A 15,949-nucleotide genomic window follows, 5' to 3' on the forward strand; every position below is an offset into this window, starting at 1 on the left:
CCGATGCTGGAAGTGCATCGGATTCCACCACATCATCCACAATGTTCGACAGCCGAGTAGCGGCCTGCGAACGTTCAGCGCCATGACAACCGAGCCCTCGCGCGTCGCGGACGAGCTCCGCGTGCTCTTCTGCATCGGCGTACTCCCGGACTTCTGTGCCCAGCCGGCCGTGGACTTCGACTGGTTGCTCGAACCGTTCGCCACGCGTGTCGGCCCACCGCTGGACTTCGTGAGCGCGTGATGTCGGTGCCGACGTTCGGGATCCTGCACGACTTCCGGCAGCCTCTCCCTCACAGGCAGACCACGGCCGCCTACCTCGCCGAGTGTCTGGAGGAAGTGGCCGAGGCGGATCGACTCGGCTTCGACGCTGTCTGGATGTCAGAACATCACCTCACCCCGGACGGACTCCTCCCGTCACCGCTGGTCATGGCCGGGGCCATCGCGGCACGGACGACGAAGATCCAGATCGGAACCAACATCCTCGTCCTCCCGCTGCATCATCCGCTCCGCGTCGCGGAGGATGCCGCCGTCGTCGATCTGATCTCGGGCGGTCGGTTGGTCCTGGGGGTCGGGCAAGGCTACGCAGAACGCGAGTTCGCCGCGTTCTGCGTCAACCGTCGCTTTCGACCGTCCCTGCTCGAGGAGGGCCTGGAGGTGGTCCGGCAGGCCCTCACCGACGGGCGCGTACGCATGCGGGGCAGGCGTTGGTCGATCGACGACGTTCCGATCACGCCGAGCCCGCGGCGCCCCGTGCCCATCCTCGTCGGCGGAGTGAGCCAGCAAGCGCTCGCACGGGCCGCCCACCTCGGCGACGGCGTTCTCCTCTACTGCGCGACTCCCCGCGATCTGCGGGCCCGATGTCGTGTCCTCGACCGGGTGCTGGGCGAGAGCGATCCGACCAGCTCTCCGGATGGGACTCGACGCGGGGCCCGGCGCCGCCTCGCCCGCGTGTGCACCGGGATACTCCACGTGGCTGAGGATGCCGAGCAGGCCTGGGCAGAAGCCGGAGCGGGAATCGCCTACATGGAGCGCAGCATCGCCTCCTACTCCACGCCGGACGCCGGGACCGACCTCTGGTCGACGACGTCGCTCGACCCATCGGACTATCTGGTCGGCACTCCCGAACAGGTGGCCGACAGGCTGGTCGACCTTCATGCGGAGACGGGCTTCGACCACTTCGCCCACTGGGTACGTCTCCCCGGGATCTCCCATACCCGCGCGATGGAGTCCCTTCACCTCATCAACTCAAGGCTCCTCCCCGCGGTACGCGAACGGATCACGCGACGTCAGGCATCGACGGGTCGGGTCCCGCCGCCGACGACGCCTACTCGGCGTCCTCCGGGCAGTGCTCCTTGAGCCAACCACGCAGGGGCACGTCCTCGTCGGTCGGCGAGTAGTAGCCGTTCGCATTGACACCGGCACCAAGCAACTGCTGGCGGATCGGGCCGCTCGTCGGCCACAGGTCCTGGACGGTCATGTCGTCCTTCGTACGGATCCACCGGAAGCCGTAGCCGTAGAAGAGCACCTTGCGGGTGACGTCGGACCAGTTCGGGCTGGCCGCGTGCCACATCCGCCGGTCGAAGAACACGGCGGTCCCTGGCTTGGCCAGAACGGGAACCGCACCCGCGGGCTGGCCCTGCCCATCGGGGATGTCCATGTCGTCGTGCTTGTGGCTGCCCGGGATCACCCAGAAGTTGCCGCGACCCTCGACGCTGGTGTCGGAGAGGAAGTACGCCACCTTGATCGACAGGCGCGGACGTGGATGGGAGTCGATGTCCCGGTTGACCCGGCCAGAGTCCTGGTGCCATCCGAACGTCTTGTCCGTGCGAGCCTGCCCCGACTGCGGCGTCACGATGAGGTGGGCGTGGTAGAGCGAGATGTTCCAGCCGAGGATCCCCCACACCTTGGGCAGGATCGGCGCATAGTCGACGAGGTCGGTGAACGCCGGGTCCTCCGGAATGAAGTTCGGGTAGAACATCGCCTTGTCCGCGGGCTTGCCGGCCGCGAGATGATCCGCGTGCAGGCGGTCGGCTGCCGCGGTGAGCTGTTCGACCTGCTGCGGGCTCAGTGCGTCCTCGATCTGCAACAGGCCATGTTCGTCGAAGGTCTGCCGTTCCTCATCCGTAAGCCGGTGTTTCAGGCACGACGGATCCATGTCAGTTCTCTCCTTGAGGCGTTGCGGCTTGGGGCATGGACCTCGACCGGCTCCTTCGACAGACGACATCCTCATCCAAGATGCGGAATCATTGTTCGCCTGTACGGAAAGTAGTCGGACACCGAAACACCGTCAAGGAGACGGCCGGCGCAGGACACCCGTCGCCCGGTGCCGGCACTCAGGCAACGCCGGCGGGCCTGAACGCCCGCAGCGACGGCAGCGCCCGTCCGGAGAAGTCCCACATGGTGAGGTTGTCGTTCGGCGTGCCAGCTCCTGGTTCCCAGCCCACTCCCGGGAGCCATCCCGGTTCCCAGTCGATGAAGCCAAGGCCGTGGCCACCTGGCACACCCAGCAGGATCTCGCGCAGCGCGTCGAAGAACGCGGCCTGCCCTTGCGGCGTGGCGGGGTAGGTGTCCTCGTCCGGCAGAGGCTCGGCAAGTGGGTAGAAGTTCGGTAGGTCGTCGCCGTTGTCCGCGGTCCACGGGTAGGCGGTCTCGACCACCACGATGTCCTTGTCGTAGCGGGGGGCGAGATCGCCCAGGTTTGCCTCGAGGTCGGCTAGCGATCCGTGCCAGATCGGGTAGTACGACTCGCCGATCAGGTCGAAGGGCACCTCGAACTCGAGCATGTGGTCGAAGAACCACACCGAGCCACCGTTGTCGCCTCCACGGTCGATGTGCAGCATGATCTTCGGCTGTCGGACACCGTGCGCACCCTGCCGCGCGCCGGTGGCTCCCGCCTTGAGCAGGGTGGTGAACGCCTCCCACTGCTGCGGTCGCCCGTCGGTCGGATACAGCTCCCCGATGGGATGGAGCATGCCGGAGGTGACCTCGTTGCCGATCTGCACCATGTCGACCGGTGAACCCTGCGCCGCGAACGCCGCGACCGCATGGGTGGTGTAGCGCCGGACCGTGTCGGCAAGCGTGGGCAGATCCTGTCCCTGCCAGGCCTCGGGGGTCGGCTGCTTTCCCGGGTCGGCCCAGAAGTCGGAGTAGTGCAGGTTGAGCAGGATCTTCAGGCCCGCCCGATGAGCGCGTCGCCCAAGCTCCAGCGCCGAGTCCAGGGTGCTGTAACCGGCCGGCGGGTTCGTCCACACCCGCAACCGGACGTGCGTCGCGCCCTGGCCCTCGAGGATCTTCTCGATCGGACGCACCTTCCCCCGCGGGTCGCGAAGCTGGTTGCCGATCGCCTCCTCCTGCAGGGTGAACCCGATGTCGGCGCCGCGCACGCTCAGCGCACGTCCCATTCCTCCATGGGCATGGGCCACTGGCACTCCGAGAGCACCGACAACAGGGGCCGTGACCGCCGAGGCAAGCAGGAACCGCCGTGGAAACAACGCCCGCATGGTCATACCTCATCCTCATCCGGACCAGGAATCTGTGAGCGGTCACACTAACTGTCCACAGAGTCGCGAGGCAGCTCCTCACGCAACCGGCGGCCAAAGTGGCCACCACTGGCGGAGCTTCGCAGGAATTGACAGGAAGGACGCAGGCCGGCGACCCTGTGATCGCTCACAGACCGCGGATGCCGACCGTCCATTCCCACTGGAGACCTCCGTGACCGGACCCGACCTTCGGCGCGGCCCGAACGAGACGTTGGGCGCCGCGGGCCCCACGCCGACGCACCGCAGGATGCCGACGATCGACGACGTGGCGAAGCTTGCCGGGGTCTCCAGGGGCACCGTGTCGCGGGTACTCAACGGCGGGCACTACGTGAGTCCGGGCGCGCTCGCCGCGGTCCAGCGGGCGGTCCGCGACTCCGGCTACATGGTCAACGCCAGCGCCCGGAGCCTCGTGACCAAGCGGTCGAACGCGGTCGCCTTCGTACTCTCCGAACCGCAGGAGCGGCTGTTCACCGACCCGAACTTCAGCGTCCTGCTCCCGGCGTGCACCCAGGCACTCGCCGCGGAGGGCCTCAGCCTCATCCTCATGGTCGCCGCCGACGAGGAGGAGCGGAACCGCGTCCTCCGCTATGTCCACAGCCGCCATGTCGACGGAGTCCTGCTGGTCTCCACCCACGGCGGCGACCCGGTCTTCGGCGCTCTCCAGCGGAGTCAGATCCCGGCCGTGGCCTGTGGCCGTCCGCTCGACCATGAGGTGACGATTCCCTTCGTCTCAGCCGACGATCGGGAAGGCGGCCGGCAGATGACCCGCTACCTCCGTGAACGCGGGCACCAGCACATCGCCATCATCGGCGGCCCACAGGACACCGCTGGCGGTTACGACCGGCTCCAGGGTTACCGCGACATCCTTGGGCGCAGGGCGCTGAAACGGTTGACGGTCTGCACTCCCGACTTCGGCTACGAGGCCGGCAAGCGCGCGATGCGTGAGCTGATCGGTGCCAATCCGGACATCGACGCGGTGTTCGCGGCGTCCGACCTGCTTGCCTCGGGCGCCCTCACGACCCTGCGCCGGTCGGGTCGCCGGGTGCCAGACGACGTAGCGGTCGGCGGGTTCGACGACTCGAGCATCGCGGCCACCTCGGATCCGCCGTTGACGACGATCCGGCAGCCGCTGGAACAGGTGGCGAAGGAGATGGTCGAGGTCCTTCTCGCACTCATCCGCCACGAGCCTGCGTCGTCACGGGTCCTGCCGACGCAACTGGTCGTACGATCCTCGGCGTGAGTGGCCGCCCATGAGCGGCGGTGTCGACGGAGCCGTCGGGCCCTACCGCGACTGTGCTCGCCGGGTGGCAGCTGGCCCGGAGCTACTTCTTCGTCCGGTGTCCGAAGCCGAGCCGTTCACGCAGACCGCCGGCCTCCTCGCCCGCGGTCCGCTGCCTCGGTGGACCCTCGGCGGCGGGCCTGTCTGCGCCTGCTTCCCCGGTGTCGCCTCTCTCCGCCCCTTCACCGGTGCCACGGCCCGTGTCCGCGCCGGCGGCGCCAGCCGTGCCGGATGCGGCCTCGAGCCGTTCACGCTCGGCGCGTTCCTTCTCCAGCTCACCGGAGAGCTTCTCTTCCCGCTCCCGGAACTCCTTCGCCTCGCGACGCCTGCCCCGGAGTTCGCGGCGCCGCGTCCGCTGCCTGGCGAGGCTGCGGACCATGATCCCGAGCCCGATCAGCCCCACCGCACCCACGACGACACCGAACAGGAACAGCCAGCCGGTGTAAGCGCCCACGGAAAAGCCAAAGATGGTGAAATCGCCGGTCATCGCTGCCGCGGAACCGAGATTCGTCACGACACCGACCACCGCGACGATGGCGGCAATGACGAGAAGAACCAATCCGATGACGAACATGGCGTCGCCTCCACACGTACGGGAAACCCCTTTACCCGTAGGACTGCTGCAAGCGAGGCAACGGATGCCAGTGCCACCGTGTCACGTCGCCGCGGACCTACGGCGCGTCTAGAAGTCAACGCCGCAGCGCAGGTGAGCGTCAAGGCGTGTCAGTCCCTAATGAGGTCCCGACATTTCCTGCCAGCCAACAACCGATGATTTTTCGTTATTTCGTGGGCTTTTCGGCATCAGCGCCATGTCGCGGCTCGCGCTCGATCCTCTCGACACTCCTACGTCAACCGCGCACGGCGCCGGCGACTCCTTCGACGAAGTAGCGCTGCAGGAGTAGGAAGATGACGACGATCGGCAGCAGGCTGATCGTCGACGCCGCCGCCATTCCCGACCAGTCGGTCATGTTCTCCCCCTGGAACGAATAGACGCCGACGGCGAGGGTCCGCAGCTCCGGCCTGGCCAGTGTGAGGACAAGCGGGATGAGGAAGCTGTTCCAGACCCGCATCAGCGACAGGATGATGGCGGTGGCGATCGCCGGCTTGGCGAGCGGAAGCATGACCTGCCAGAAGATCCGGAAGAATCCCGCGCCGTCGATCCGTGCGGCCTCCTCCAGCTCCTTCGGTAGCTGGCGGAAGTAGCCGGCGAAAAGGAAGACCATGATGACGTGGGCGCCGCCGGACTCAGCCAGGATGATTCCCCAGATCGAGCCGGACAGTCCGAGCCTGTTGATCAGCTCGAACACCGGGATGATGGTGTAGCCCTCCGGCAGGAACAGCGTCGCGACGAAAGCGATGACGAGGACCTTCTTGCCAGGAAAGCTGTAGCGGCCGAGTACGTAGCCGATCATCGCCGTCGTCACGGTCACTATGGCGATGGAGGCGATCGTGATGATGACCGTGTTCCAGAAGTACGGCCCGATGTTGGCTTCGTACCACGCCCGCGTGTAGTTCTCCCACTGGACTTCTTCGGGAATCAGTCCGACCGTCCCGAAGATCTCGTTGTCGGTCTTCAACGAGGCGCTGACCATCCACAGGAACGGATAGATCCAGACCAGGCACACCGGCAGGAGGGCGAGGGTGACGACGACCTCGCGGACGTAGCCCCGTCGTCTCCGTCGGAGTGACGCCGGCCCCGGCTCGGGCGCGTCGAGCTCACGGGTCGCGACCTGCGGGACAGCGGTCACCGGCGCCCACTCCTCAACTCGCGTTGGGTCGCCGCTGCCCGGCGCAGCCCCCATGCCTGGGCGAGCGTGAGCGCAAGGACCGTGAGGCCGAAGAAGACCGCGACCGCCGACGCGTATCCCAGGCGGGGTTGGTGTTCCGCGGCGAACGCCAGGCGGAAGATGTAGACCTCGACGAGCTCGGTCGAGAACGCCGGCCCACCTCCGGTCATCGCCTGCACCAGCGGGAAGGTCTGTAACGCACCGACGAATCCGATCAGTGTGATGATGATCGCGAACGGCATGATCAGCGGAATGGTGATGTGCCGATGGACCTTCGACCGCGAGGCACCGTCGACCTGGGCGGCTTCGTACAACTCCGGTGGCACGGTCTGCAACGCGACCAGCCAGTAGATCATCGAGATCCCCATCCACTTCCAGACATAGACGCCCGCGACCGCCCACAACGACAGATCCGGGTCACCGAGGAAGTCGACGGGTGCGTCGATGAGCCCGAGCGTCAACAGGGCGGCGTTGAGCGGACCGTCGAACGGATTCAGGACGAGCGACATGACGATGCCGACGATCGCCGTCGTCGTCACGACCGGCAGGAAGAACATCGTCCGGAACACCGCCCGCATCCGCAGCGACTGGTCGTTGAGCAACAGCGCGGCGAAGAGCGCGAGGATGATCGTGCCGGGAACCGTCACCGCCGCGAACGCGAAGGTCCGGCCGAACGCCTGCCAGAAGTAGGGATCCCGAACCGCCTCGGCGTAGTTGGCGAAGCCGACCCATTCCCGGTCCGAGTCCAGACCTGACCAGTCGAGGAAGGAGATGTACCACGACGCGACCAGCGGATAGAACGTGAAGAGCAGGGCAAGCAGCAGGGTCGGCGCCATGAACAGGTAGCACCAGCGCGCCGCCCAGATGCGTTCGCGCAGCGTTCCAGCGTGCGGACCGTCACTTCGATCGGTGCCGAGCCGACCGAGCCGCGGGCTCTGGCCGAGTACCGCCAACGTCAACCTCCGCTTTCGCTGCCGCCTGGCCTCCCCCGCGTCAGCGCGCCTGGTAGTCCTCCGACGTGTAGTCCTTGAACGGATCCCAGTTGGGGAATGCCCAGTCGTCGGTGGAGACCTTCGCGCCCTTCTTCACCGCTGCGGCGATCGCCTGGTCCCGCGTACGCATTGCCCTGTCCTTGAGGTCGCGCAAGGCCTCCTTGACGTCGGGGGTCTTGCCGACCAGCGCCGACTGGATGATCTGACCGAAGTCCGGCGACAGCGGCTTGAGCTCGCGGTTGACGAGCTCGATGTCGGGGTTGCCGACCAGCAGGTTGGGCGCGGCGACCATGCCCGCTGCCAGCTTCTGGCACATCGTGGCCTCTCGGCTGAGACCGGACTCGATGGCCTTGTTCGCCCCTTCGAGAATGGGTGGGTTTCCCACACCGACGATCTTTCCCCACGCCGTCTGACCGGCCATGCTCGTGACGTAGGACAGGACGTCGCCCGCGACCTCCTTGACCTTGCTCTTCGAGAAGACGACCACGCCGTCGGTCCCGGTGAGGGCGTAGCCCTGCGGTTTCGGGTTCGAGCCATCCATCGGGACCTCGGCGACACCGAACTCGAAGTCGGGTTCCTGGGTGTTCCACGCCACGGTGACCCACGGCCCCGCGAAGACCGTTCCGGCGTTGCCCCGCACCACCCGCGGCCACGACTCGGGCGCGGTCAGCGAAGCGGATCCGGGGAAGATGCTGCCGTCACTCTGCAGCGCCATCAGGAGCTCGATCGCACCGGCGATCTCGTCGGCGTCGTAGATGTACTCCCCCGTCTTCGGGTCGAAGTCACCGACCGCCGCGAGCCCTGCCGAAACCGCGAGGTAGCGCACGATGCCGGTCAGGCGGGGCGGCTGCCCGATCTCGAGGACGAGTCCGTACGCACGACCCCGGCCGTTCTTGGTGATCTTCTTGGCCGCGTCGCGGTAGTCGTCCCACGTGAGCGGTTTGGCCTGGGGGTCGTACCCAGCGTCGCCCATGAGCTCGGTGCTGTAGTGGAGCGCCGAGATGTAGCGGCGGTCGCTCGCGAGCGGCACGGAGTAGAGCTTGTCGTCGAAGACCTGGACGCCTTCGACGAAGGTGCCTTCGGGAAAGGACGCCTTCCAGGCGTCGAAGTCCGGGATCAGGTCGTCGACCGGCGACACCCAGCCCTCGGCCACCGCCTGGGTCAGCGGAATCGTCGGCGGAAGCTGCAGCACGTCGTGTGCGGTGCCGTTGCGGATACCGAGAGGGGCGACCTCCTCGATCCGGTTCCAGGGAAGTCCGTCGTAGGTGCACTCGATGTTGGAGTGCTTCTCCTGGTAGGCGGTGAAGAACTCCTCCCAGAAGGGAGCCTTGGTGTCGTTGGAGTCCATCAACCGGAACTGCACGTCGTCCTTCGGCAAGGCGACCTTCGAATCCGGGATCTTCATTCCCGCCTCGGGCACGCCACCATCGCCAGAGCCGGTGCCGCCGTCGCCGCCTCCAGGGTCACCGCACCCCGCCAGAGCGCCGACCGCGGCTCCCGCCACGATGCCGCCAGTCCCCGCCAGCAGTCGGCGCCGGCTCAGTCCTGCAGGGGTGGACGTGAACGAGCTCCTCGCCATCCGGCTTCCCTTCTCACACCAGGAATCAGGTCTCACCAGGGCTCAGTCGGACTTTCAGACCGGCTCGGCTTTCGGCACAGGTGGTCCAGAAGTGGTAAGAGGTTAGACGACTGGACTTCGCACGGTCAACGGAATGGAAGGTCAGTCCACAGTGGTCTGCGCATTTGTAGGATGGGCTGAGCCATAGCATCGCGATCGGGCGGTCGCCGCGGTTGACGCGTCGGCAGTGCCCGGACGGTGCTCGAAGCGAGGAGGGCCAGCGGATGTGGCAACCGGTTGCACAACAAGGCAGCCTTTCTGAACGCATCGTCGCCCAGGTCGAACTGCTACTGCGCGACGAGCGACTCAAGGTCGGCGACCGGTTACCCCCCGAACGCGAGATGGCCCAACTGCTCGGAGTGAGTCGGCCCTCACTGCGCGAGGCGGTCCGGATCCTGCAGGCCCGCGGCCGGCTCGTGGTCAAGCATGGCCAGGGCGTGTTCGTGGCCGAGCCCCAGTCCGGCAAGGATCTGCGGGCCGCGCTCCACCGTGCGGAGGTCAACCTCCACGAACTCTTTGCCATGCGGGAGGTCCTCGAGGTTCCGGCGGCGAGCTGGGCCGCGGAGCGGATCACGCCCGAAGAGCTCAGCGACCTGCGGACCACCCTCGACGAGCTCGACGCGGCTTTCGACGAGGAGACACCGGACTTCGAACGTCTCGCCAACCTCGACGCGGCGTTTCATCTCGGCATCGCGCGCTCGGCGGGCAACCAGTTCCTGCAGCAGACCAGCAACGTCCTCCACGACATCCTGCTGTCGGGCATGGAGACCACGCTGCTCATTCCCGGCCGGCGGGAGAAGTCACGACGCGAGCACCAGAAGATTCTCGAGTCCCTGACGGCCGGCAACGCGCCGGCGGCCGGGCGCGCGGCACGGGCACACGTCCGCAGTGCTCGTGGGGCCGCACTGGCCCGGATGGCCACCGACCAGGCCCGTGCCGAGTCCTGACGACGTGGGCCCATCTGACCAGCCGGACCAGCCGAGCGAGGGAGCCGGCCGTCCGTCCGCGGATCTCGACCTGGCCGGGCGGCGCGCCGTGGTCACCGGCGCGGGCATCGGCATCGGCCGCGCGACCGCGCGACTGTTCGCTCTGCGTGGCGCCCGCGTGTGGGCCGTCGACGTCTCGCCCGAGGTCATGCGCCTCTCCGACGATCTCCCCGAACTGGTCCGCGCGCGGATCGAGCCTCGCATCGTCGACCTCGCTGACAGCACCGAAGCCGACCGGCTCGCCCGTGACATCGCCGACCGAGCGCCGTACGACGCCATCGACACACTCGTCAACTGCGCCGCGGCGTATCCCCCCGGCGGTCTGCTCGACAGCCAGGACGCTGACTGGGTACGCGTCCTGGCTGTCAACGTGGTCGCCGCGTCGGCGCTCTGTCGGGCGATGGCGCGGCGCCTCATCGACCTCGGGCGTACGAACGACCCTCGTCGTACGGCGTCGATCGTCAACGTCGGAAGCGTCCAGGAAGGGTTGCCCCTGCCCGGCCACGCGGCCTATGTCGCGTCCAAGGGCGCGCTCACCGCGCTGACGTACGCACTGGCCGTCGAACTCGGTGACCATCAGATCAGGGTCAACGAGGTCGCGCCCGGCGTGGTGGACAGCCCGTCGGCACGAACGAAGCTGGGTGGCACGGGCTGGGCGGACGGCCCTCCGCCTCCCAGCCTGCTCGGGCGTTCCGGCACCGTCGACGAGGTGGCCGACGCGATCGCCTACCTCGCCTCCGACGCCGCGTCGTTCATCACCGGCGCGGTGCTCGCGGTCGACGGTGGTCGCCGGCTGAGCCGACGGCGGGACATACAGGTCGAGAAGGTGCTTCCCACCGATCCCCGCACGGCCACGGCACCCGTGTCCACCCTGCACGTCGTGTCTCCCGACGCGACCGCGTCGGAGACCTGATGCGCGTCACCGAGGTCCGGCCGTTCTGCGTACCACCGCGGTGGATCTTCGTCCGGCTCACGACCGACGACGGCGGCGTCGGATGGGGCGAGGCGATCGTCCCCAAACGCCGGAACGCCGTGCTCGGCGCGCTGGCCGACCTCGCCGCGAACCTCGACGGCGCCGATGCCAACCTCATCGAGGAACTCTGGCATCGCATGCGCCGCGGCGCGTTCTTCCGCGGCGGGCCGGTGCTCGCGACCGCGACCGCGGCCGTCGAGCAGGCACTGTGGGACGTCAAGGCACGCCGGCTCGGCGTTCCCGTCCACGAGCTCCTCGGCGGCCGCGTCCGCGACCACATCCCGGTGTACGCCTGGATCGGCGGCGACCGGCCGCGCGACGTCGTGGAGGGCGCGAGGTCGCGGCTGGAGCAGGGCTTCCGGGTCGTGAAGCTGAACGCGACCGAGGAGCTGGACCATGTGGCGAGCACGGCGGACGTCGATGCCGTGGTCGCCCGCGTGGCGGCGCTGCGGGACACGTTCGGCGACCAACTCGACATCGCGCTCGACTTCCACGGTCGGGTACACCGGGCGATGGCCCGACCCCTGCTGCTCGAGCTCGAACAGTTCCGGGTGCTCTGGGTCGAGGAACCGCTCGCGCCGGGCCACGAGGACCTGCTGCCCGACCTCGCGCGGGTGGCGGGCCGCACCAGGATCGCCACCGGTGAACGGCTGCTGTCCCGGTGGGACTTCCGCAAGCTCCTCGACACCGGCGGTGTCGACATCCTGCAGGCGGACGTGTCACTCACCGGACTCTTCGAGCTGGAGAAGATCTGCCGGATGGCGGAGGCGTACGACCTGCCGGTGGTACCGCACTGCCCCAACGGGCCTGTCTCGTTGGCGGCCTCCCTCCAGGTGGCGAGCGCCTGTCTCAACGTACCGATGCACGAGCAGAGCCTCGGACTCCACTACCACCGCGACGCAGCCGGGAGGCCGGCCGGTGAGCTGGGTGACTATCTCGTCGACGCAAGCGTGCTGACCCCCGTCAACGGTGCCTTGACAGTGCCGGCGGCACCGGGGCTCGGGATCGAGCTCGACGCCGATCTCGTGCGTACGCGGGAAAGCGACTGGCGGGTCGCCGATCCCGACTGGCGCCATCCCGACGGCCGCATCGCCGAGTGGTGAGCGGCGGAGCTCCGCCGCAGCCGGCCGGCTCAGGTGACCAGCAGGATCCCGACCAGGCCCACCACCGCGGCGAACGTGGTGGACACCGCCCCGAGGGCGAGTGAGATCGGCGCCGCCGCCCGGAGGTTGCCGAACTTGACGCCTGTCCCCAGGCCGAACAGTGCCGCCGTGAGCAGCAGCATCGAGACGAGACGGGCGGCGTTCAACACCTCCGTCGGTACCACTCCCGCGCTCCGGAGCGCCGCCATCGCCAGGAAGCCGATCACGAACAACGGGACAACGTGCTCATGCCGCCGAGCCGTGGCCCCGTGGGTACGCCGCCTCCTGCGGAGCAGGAGCGAGGTTCCGGCGACAAGTGGGGCCAACATCGCGACCCGGGTGAGCTTGACGACGAGCGCGGCGGTGCCCGCCGCAGGCCCCGCCGGAGCCGCGGCCGCCACCACCTGGGCCACCTCGTGGACACTCACGCCCACCCACTGGCCGTACGCCACGGCCGCGAGGCCCAGCGGTTCGCGCAGGAGAGGCAGCGCGACGATGCACACCGTCCCGAAGATCGTGACGAGAGCGACGGCCGCGGCGACATCCTCGTCGTCGTTGTCGGCCACGCGGTCCATGGCGGCCACGGCTGAGGCCCCGCAGACCGCGAATCCGGCCGCCACGAGGAGTGACTGGCCTTCACCGACCCCCATGCGGACGCCCGCCCACCAGGTGAACGCGAACGTCGCACCCACGGTCGCCACCACGACGACCAGCACAGGACCGCCGAGCCGCGCGAGGTCGACGATCGAGAGCTGGAGTCCGAGCAGGACGACACCCGCGCGCAGGAGTCGCCGTGACGCGAGCCGGGTGCCGGGGTGGAGGGCCGGTCGGTTCCATGGACTGTTCGCCAGGAGGACGCCGAGCGCCAAGGCGATGATGAGTGCACTCACCGCAGGAAGCAACCGGTTCACCGCAGCGGCGACGGCGATCGCGAGCGCGGTGACCGCGAGACCGGGAACAACCCGGACAGGGCCTGTGCGGACCGTCCGCTCGCCGGAATCGATGAGAACCTCTTCCTGGATCAGTGGTCAGTCCTCTGGACACTATGGTCGCGTGGGCGGGCGCGCGTCAATCATGATCGGAGCACTTTGACCGGAGCGGACCCGATCACCTACGCTCCCTTCGCAGTTAGGTCAGACCTCTGGGGTCAGGAGTCCGAGCCATGGTGACGGCAGCGACCACTCCGGCACGCGATGCCGAGAAGACCCTGATCGCGGGCAGGTGGACCGACTCGCCCGACCCGCGTGAGGTGCGCAACCCCGCCGACGGATCGGTGGTGGCCACGATCGGCTACGGCGGCGCACGCGAAGCCCGTGCCGCCGGCGACGCTGCCGCCGATGCGTTCGGATCATGGAGTCGTACGACGGGACGCGAACGGGCCGAGGTCCTCGCCCGGTGCGCCGAGTTCCTGCACGCGGACGCCGAGCCGATCGGGCGGCTGCTCTGCCTCGAGACCGGCAAGCTGCTGGCCGAGGCGGTCGCCGAGATCCGGTTCGCCGCGGAGTACTTCCGCTACTTCGCCGAGCGCGCCCGCGACCCGCAGGGCGAGGTCCTGACTCCCGAGGCACCGGACCGTCGGCAGCGCACGTTCCGCCGTCCCGCTGGCGTCGTCGCGTGCCTGACCCCCTGGAACTTCCCTGTCTCCATCCAGGCCCGCAAGGTCGCTCCCGCCCTCGCCGCTGGATGCACAGTGGTGTCGCGCCCGTCGGAGAAGGCACCGCTCGCCGTCGCGAAGATGTTCCGCTGCCTCGTCGCCGCCGGATTCCCACCTGGCGTGGTGAACCTCGTCCACGGTGCGGCGGCGGAGGTCACCGAGGCTCTGCTGGCGCACCCCGCCGTCCGCGTGGTCTCCTTCACCGGATCGACCGAGGTCGGGCGCCGGGTCATGCGACTCGCCTCGGAGCGCATCGTGCGTCCCGCCCTCGAACTCGGTGGGGACGCGCCGTTCGTGGTCTTCGACGACGCCGACCTCGACCAGGCGGTGGCGGGGGCGATGGTGGCGAAGTTCAGGAACAACGGGCAGTCCTGCATCGCGGCCAACCGGTTCCTCGTTCACGACCGCGTCCGTACAGAGTTCGTCGACCGACTCACCGCCGCGATCGACGAGCTGACCGTCGGCGACCCGCTAGGCACTCCGGCTCCCACCCTGGGGCCGCTGATCGACGAGGCCCGCGTCAACGCCGTCAACGGGATCGTCGACGAGGCGCTGAGTGCAGGTGCGCGGCGCACGACCAGGCACGACTTCCCGCTCCCCCGGTCCGGGACCTACGCCCCACCGGCGCTCCTCGTCGACGTACCCGACCACGTGGCTCTCGCGCGCTCCGAGGTCTTCGGCCCGGTGGCAGGGGTCTTCGGGTTCGAAAGCGACGAGGACCTGCTCGCCCGCGCGAACGCGACCGAGATGGGCCTCGCGGCCTACGTCTACACCCGCGACCTCGGCCGGGCCGAGCGGATACCGGAATGTCTCGAGGCCGGAATCGTCGGCGTCAACACACCCTTGCCTTCGGTGGCGTACGCACCCCTGGGTGGCGTCAAGCAGAGCGGCCTCGGCCGCGAAGGCGGCCCACACGGCCTGGAGGAGTTCCAGCAGACCCGCTACGTCGCGGTCAACATCTAGCGCAGGTGAGGATGCCACCACCCGACTACGCCCTGGCCGTCGTCGAGGACGTCTGGGGCGAGCCCTTCGACGCCTTCGCGGCCGAACATCCGGTGTTGCGCCGCCCGGACGCCTGGTCCGACCGAGACGCGCTCCGCTTCGCGTCCAGGGCCGCACGGGCGCTCGCGATCCGCAACCGGACCCGGGTCGACGCCGCGCTGATGGACAGCGCACCCCACCTGCGGGTCCTGCTACGGGCCGGTGTCGGACTGGACAACATCGACCTCGACGCCGCCGACGCGCGGGGGGTCGTCGTCGTCTCGCCCCGTTCGGCGAACGCACAGAGCGTCGCCGAACACACGCTCGCGCTCGCCCTCTGCCTCGCCCGTGACCTCGTCCGACATGACACCTCGATCCGGGACGGACGGTGGGAACGTACGCCGGGCAGCGAAATCGGCGGCGGCGTCTGGGGGCTGCTCGGCGCGGGAGCCACCGCCCGGGCGGTTGCCCGGCTCGCCCGAGGGCTGGACATGCACATTCGTGCGTACGATCCGTTCATCGACTCCGCTACGGCGGAGCGGGCCGGCATCGAACTCTGCGACCTCGCCGAGGTCGCCGCGACCGCCGACGTCCTGAGCATCCACCTTCCCGCTGATGACGGCACCCGCGGGATCGTCGGTGAGGATCTGCTGGCGCGGCTGCGGCCGACCTGCCTCCTGGTCAACGTCGGGCGCGGTGAGACCGTCGACGAGGAGGCGCTCGCCTCGGCGCTTCACCGTCGCCAGCTCGCGGGTGCCGCGCTCGACGTCCGCGCCACCGAGCCACCAGGTCCCGGACCGCTGGACGACGCGCCGAACCTCGTCCTGTCACCACATGTCGCGGGGATCACCCGGCAGAGCCAGAATCGGATTGCCCACGCGCTCATCGCGAACCTGCGTGCGCTGCTGCGGGGTGAAGGCGCACCGGACGCCGTCGGCGCCGTGCGTCGGGTCACGGACTGGGCCGCCCGCTGAGGGGCCGAGGCGATCCACGGCTTC

15 protein-coding genes are annotated in these 15,949 nt (G+C 68.7%); 8 read left to right on the forward strand and 7 right to left on the reverse strand.

What is annotated here, in order from left to right; genetic code table 11:
- Positions 1-82: 82 nt before the first annotated feature.
- Together ABNF93_RS15340 and ABNF93_RS15345 are read left to right on the forward strand one after the other, a co-directional pair.
- On the forward strand, positions 83-241 hold the full coding sequence (locus ABNF93_RS15340; protein ID WP_349328716.1) for a hypothetical protein: 159 nt from the start codon (positions 83-85) through the stop codon (positions 239-241).
- Entirely contained in the window at positions 241-1,356 is a 1,116-nt protein-coding gene (locus tag ABNF93_RS15345) for an LLM class flavin-dependent oxidoreductase (protein WP_349328718.1), read from the forward strand. The genes ABNF93_RS15340 and ABNF93_RS15345 overlap by 1 nt, the downstream gene beginning before the upstream one ends.
- Here ABNF93_RS15345 and ABNF93_RS15350 read toward each other — a convergent pair.
- Both ABNF93_RS15350 and ABNF93_RS15355 read right to left on the reverse strand, forming a co-directional pair.
- Positions 1,325-2,155 (reverse strand): phytanoyl-CoA dioxygenase family protein, encoded by an 831-nt coding sequence (locus tag ABNF93_RS15350; RefSeq protein ID WP_349328719.1) that lies wholly within the window; start codon positions 2,153-2,155, stop codon positions 1,325-1,327. The genes ABNF93_RS15345 and ABNF93_RS15350 overlap by 32 nt on opposite strands.
- Before the next feature lie 178 nt (positions 2,156-2,333).
- Positions 2,334-3,401, reverse strand: coding sequence for a glycoside hydrolase family 53 protein (locus ABNF93_RS15355; protein ID WP_349328721.1), 1,068 nt, complete (start codon positions 3,399-3,401; stop codon positions 2,334-2,336).
- Positions 3,402-3,711: 310 nt separating this feature from the next.
- Here ABNF93_RS15355 and ABNF93_RS15360 point away from each other — a divergent pair, with 310 nt between their 5' ends.
- On the forward strand, positions 3,712-4,779 hold the full coding sequence (locus tag ABNF93_RS15360) for a LacI family DNA-binding transcriptional regulator (RefSeq protein ID WP_349328722.1): 1,068 nt from the start codon (positions 3,712-3,714) through the stop codon (positions 4,777-4,779).
- 82 nt (positions 4,780-4,861) lie between these two features.
- Here ABNF93_RS15360 and ABNF93_RS15365 read toward each other — a convergent pair whose 3' ends face one another.
- The 4 genes from ABNF93_RS15365 to ABNF93_RS15380 form a co-directional block, all read right to left on the reverse strand.
- Positions 4,862-5,392 (reverse strand): hypothetical protein, encoded by a 531-nt coding sequence (locus ABNF93_RS15365; RefSeq protein ID WP_349328724.1) that lies wholly within the window; start codon positions 5,390-5,392, stop codon positions 4,862-4,864.
- Between the two features lie 274 nt (positions 5,393-5,666).
- The gene (locus ABNF93_RS15370; protein WP_349328726.1) at positions 5,667-6,566 is read right to left on the reverse strand and encodes a carbohydrate ABC transporter permease; all 900 of its coding nucleotides are present in this window, start codon (positions 6,564-6,566) and stop codon (positions 5,667-5,669) included.
- Complete coding sequence (locus tag ABNF93_RS15375; protein ID WP_349328728.1) at positions 6,563-7,558, reverse strand: carbohydrate ABC transporter permease; 996 nt, start codon at positions 7,556-7,558, stop codon at positions 6,563-6,565. The genes ABNF93_RS15370 and ABNF93_RS15375 overlap by 4 nt, the downstream gene beginning before the upstream one ends.
- A gap of 40 nt (positions 7,559-7,598) precedes the next feature.
- The gene (locus tag ABNF93_RS15380) at positions 7,599-9,176 is read right to left on the reverse strand and encodes an ABC transporter substrate-binding protein (RefSeq protein WP_349328729.1); all 1,578 of its coding nucleotides are present in this window, start codon (positions 9,174-9,176) and stop codon (positions 7,599-7,601) included.
- A gap of 263 nt (positions 9,177-9,439) precedes the next feature.
- On the opposite strand from ABNF93_RS15380, the gene ABNF93_RS15385 reads away from it, so the two are divergent.
- Genes ABNF93_RS15385 through dgoD form a run of 3 tightly spaced genes read left to right on the forward strand, consistent with a single transcriptional unit; the run spans position 9,440 to position 12,277 of the window.
- Complete coding sequence (locus ABNF93_RS15385) at positions 9,440-10,162, forward strand: FadR/GntR family transcriptional regulator (protein WP_349328731.1); 723 nt, start codon at positions 9,440-9,442, stop codon at positions 10,160-10,162.
- Positions 10,149-11,114: an SDR family NAD(P)-dependent oxidoreductase gene (locus tag ABNF93_RS15390; RefSeq protein ID WP_349328733.1), complete on the forward strand. Its 966-nt coding sequence runs from the start codon at positions 10,149-10,151 to the stop codon at positions 11,112-11,114. Before ABNF93_RS15385 ends, ABNF93_RS15390 begins: the two co-directional genes overlap by 14 nt.
- Positions 11,114-12,277: a galactonate dehydratase gene (dgoD, locus tag ABNF93_RS15395; protein WP_349328735.1), complete on the forward strand. Its 1,164-nt coding sequence runs from the start codon at positions 11,114-11,116 to the stop codon at positions 12,275-12,277. Before ABNF93_RS15390 ends, dgoD begins: the two co-directional genes overlap by 1 nt.
- A 29-nt stretch (positions 12,278-12,306) precedes the next feature.
- Here dgoD and ABNF93_RS15400 read toward each other — a convergent pair whose 3' ends face one another.
- A complete protein-coding gene (locus ABNF93_RS15400; protein ID WP_349328772.1) occupies positions 12,307-13,341 on the reverse strand; it encodes a YeiH family protein in 1,035 nt (344 codons plus the stop codon).
- A 137-nt stretch (positions 13,342-13,478) separates the two neighbouring features.
- Between ABNF93_RS15400 and ABNF93_RS15405 the strand changes: the two genes are divergently transcribed.
- Complete coding sequence (locus ABNF93_RS15405) at positions 13,479-14,933, forward strand: NAD-dependent succinate-semialdehyde dehydrogenase (RefSeq protein ID WP_349328737.1); 1,455 nt, start codon at positions 13,479-13,481, stop codon at positions 14,931-14,933.
- Positions 14,934-14,944: 11 nt separating this feature from the next.
- Positions 14,945-15,925, forward strand: coding sequence for an NAD(P)-dependent oxidoreductase (locus tag ABNF93_RS15410; RefSeq protein WP_349328773.1), 981 nt, complete (start codon positions 14,945-14,947; stop codon positions 15,923-15,925).
- Positions 15,926-15,949 lie beyond the last annotated feature (24 nt).

Origin of the sequence: Actinopolymorpha sp. B9G3, from assembly GCF_040120725.1 — a bacterium.
In the GTDB taxonomy this organism is placed as follows: Bacteria; Actinomycetota; Actinomycetes; order Propionibacteriales; family Actinopolymorphaceae; genus Thermasporomyces.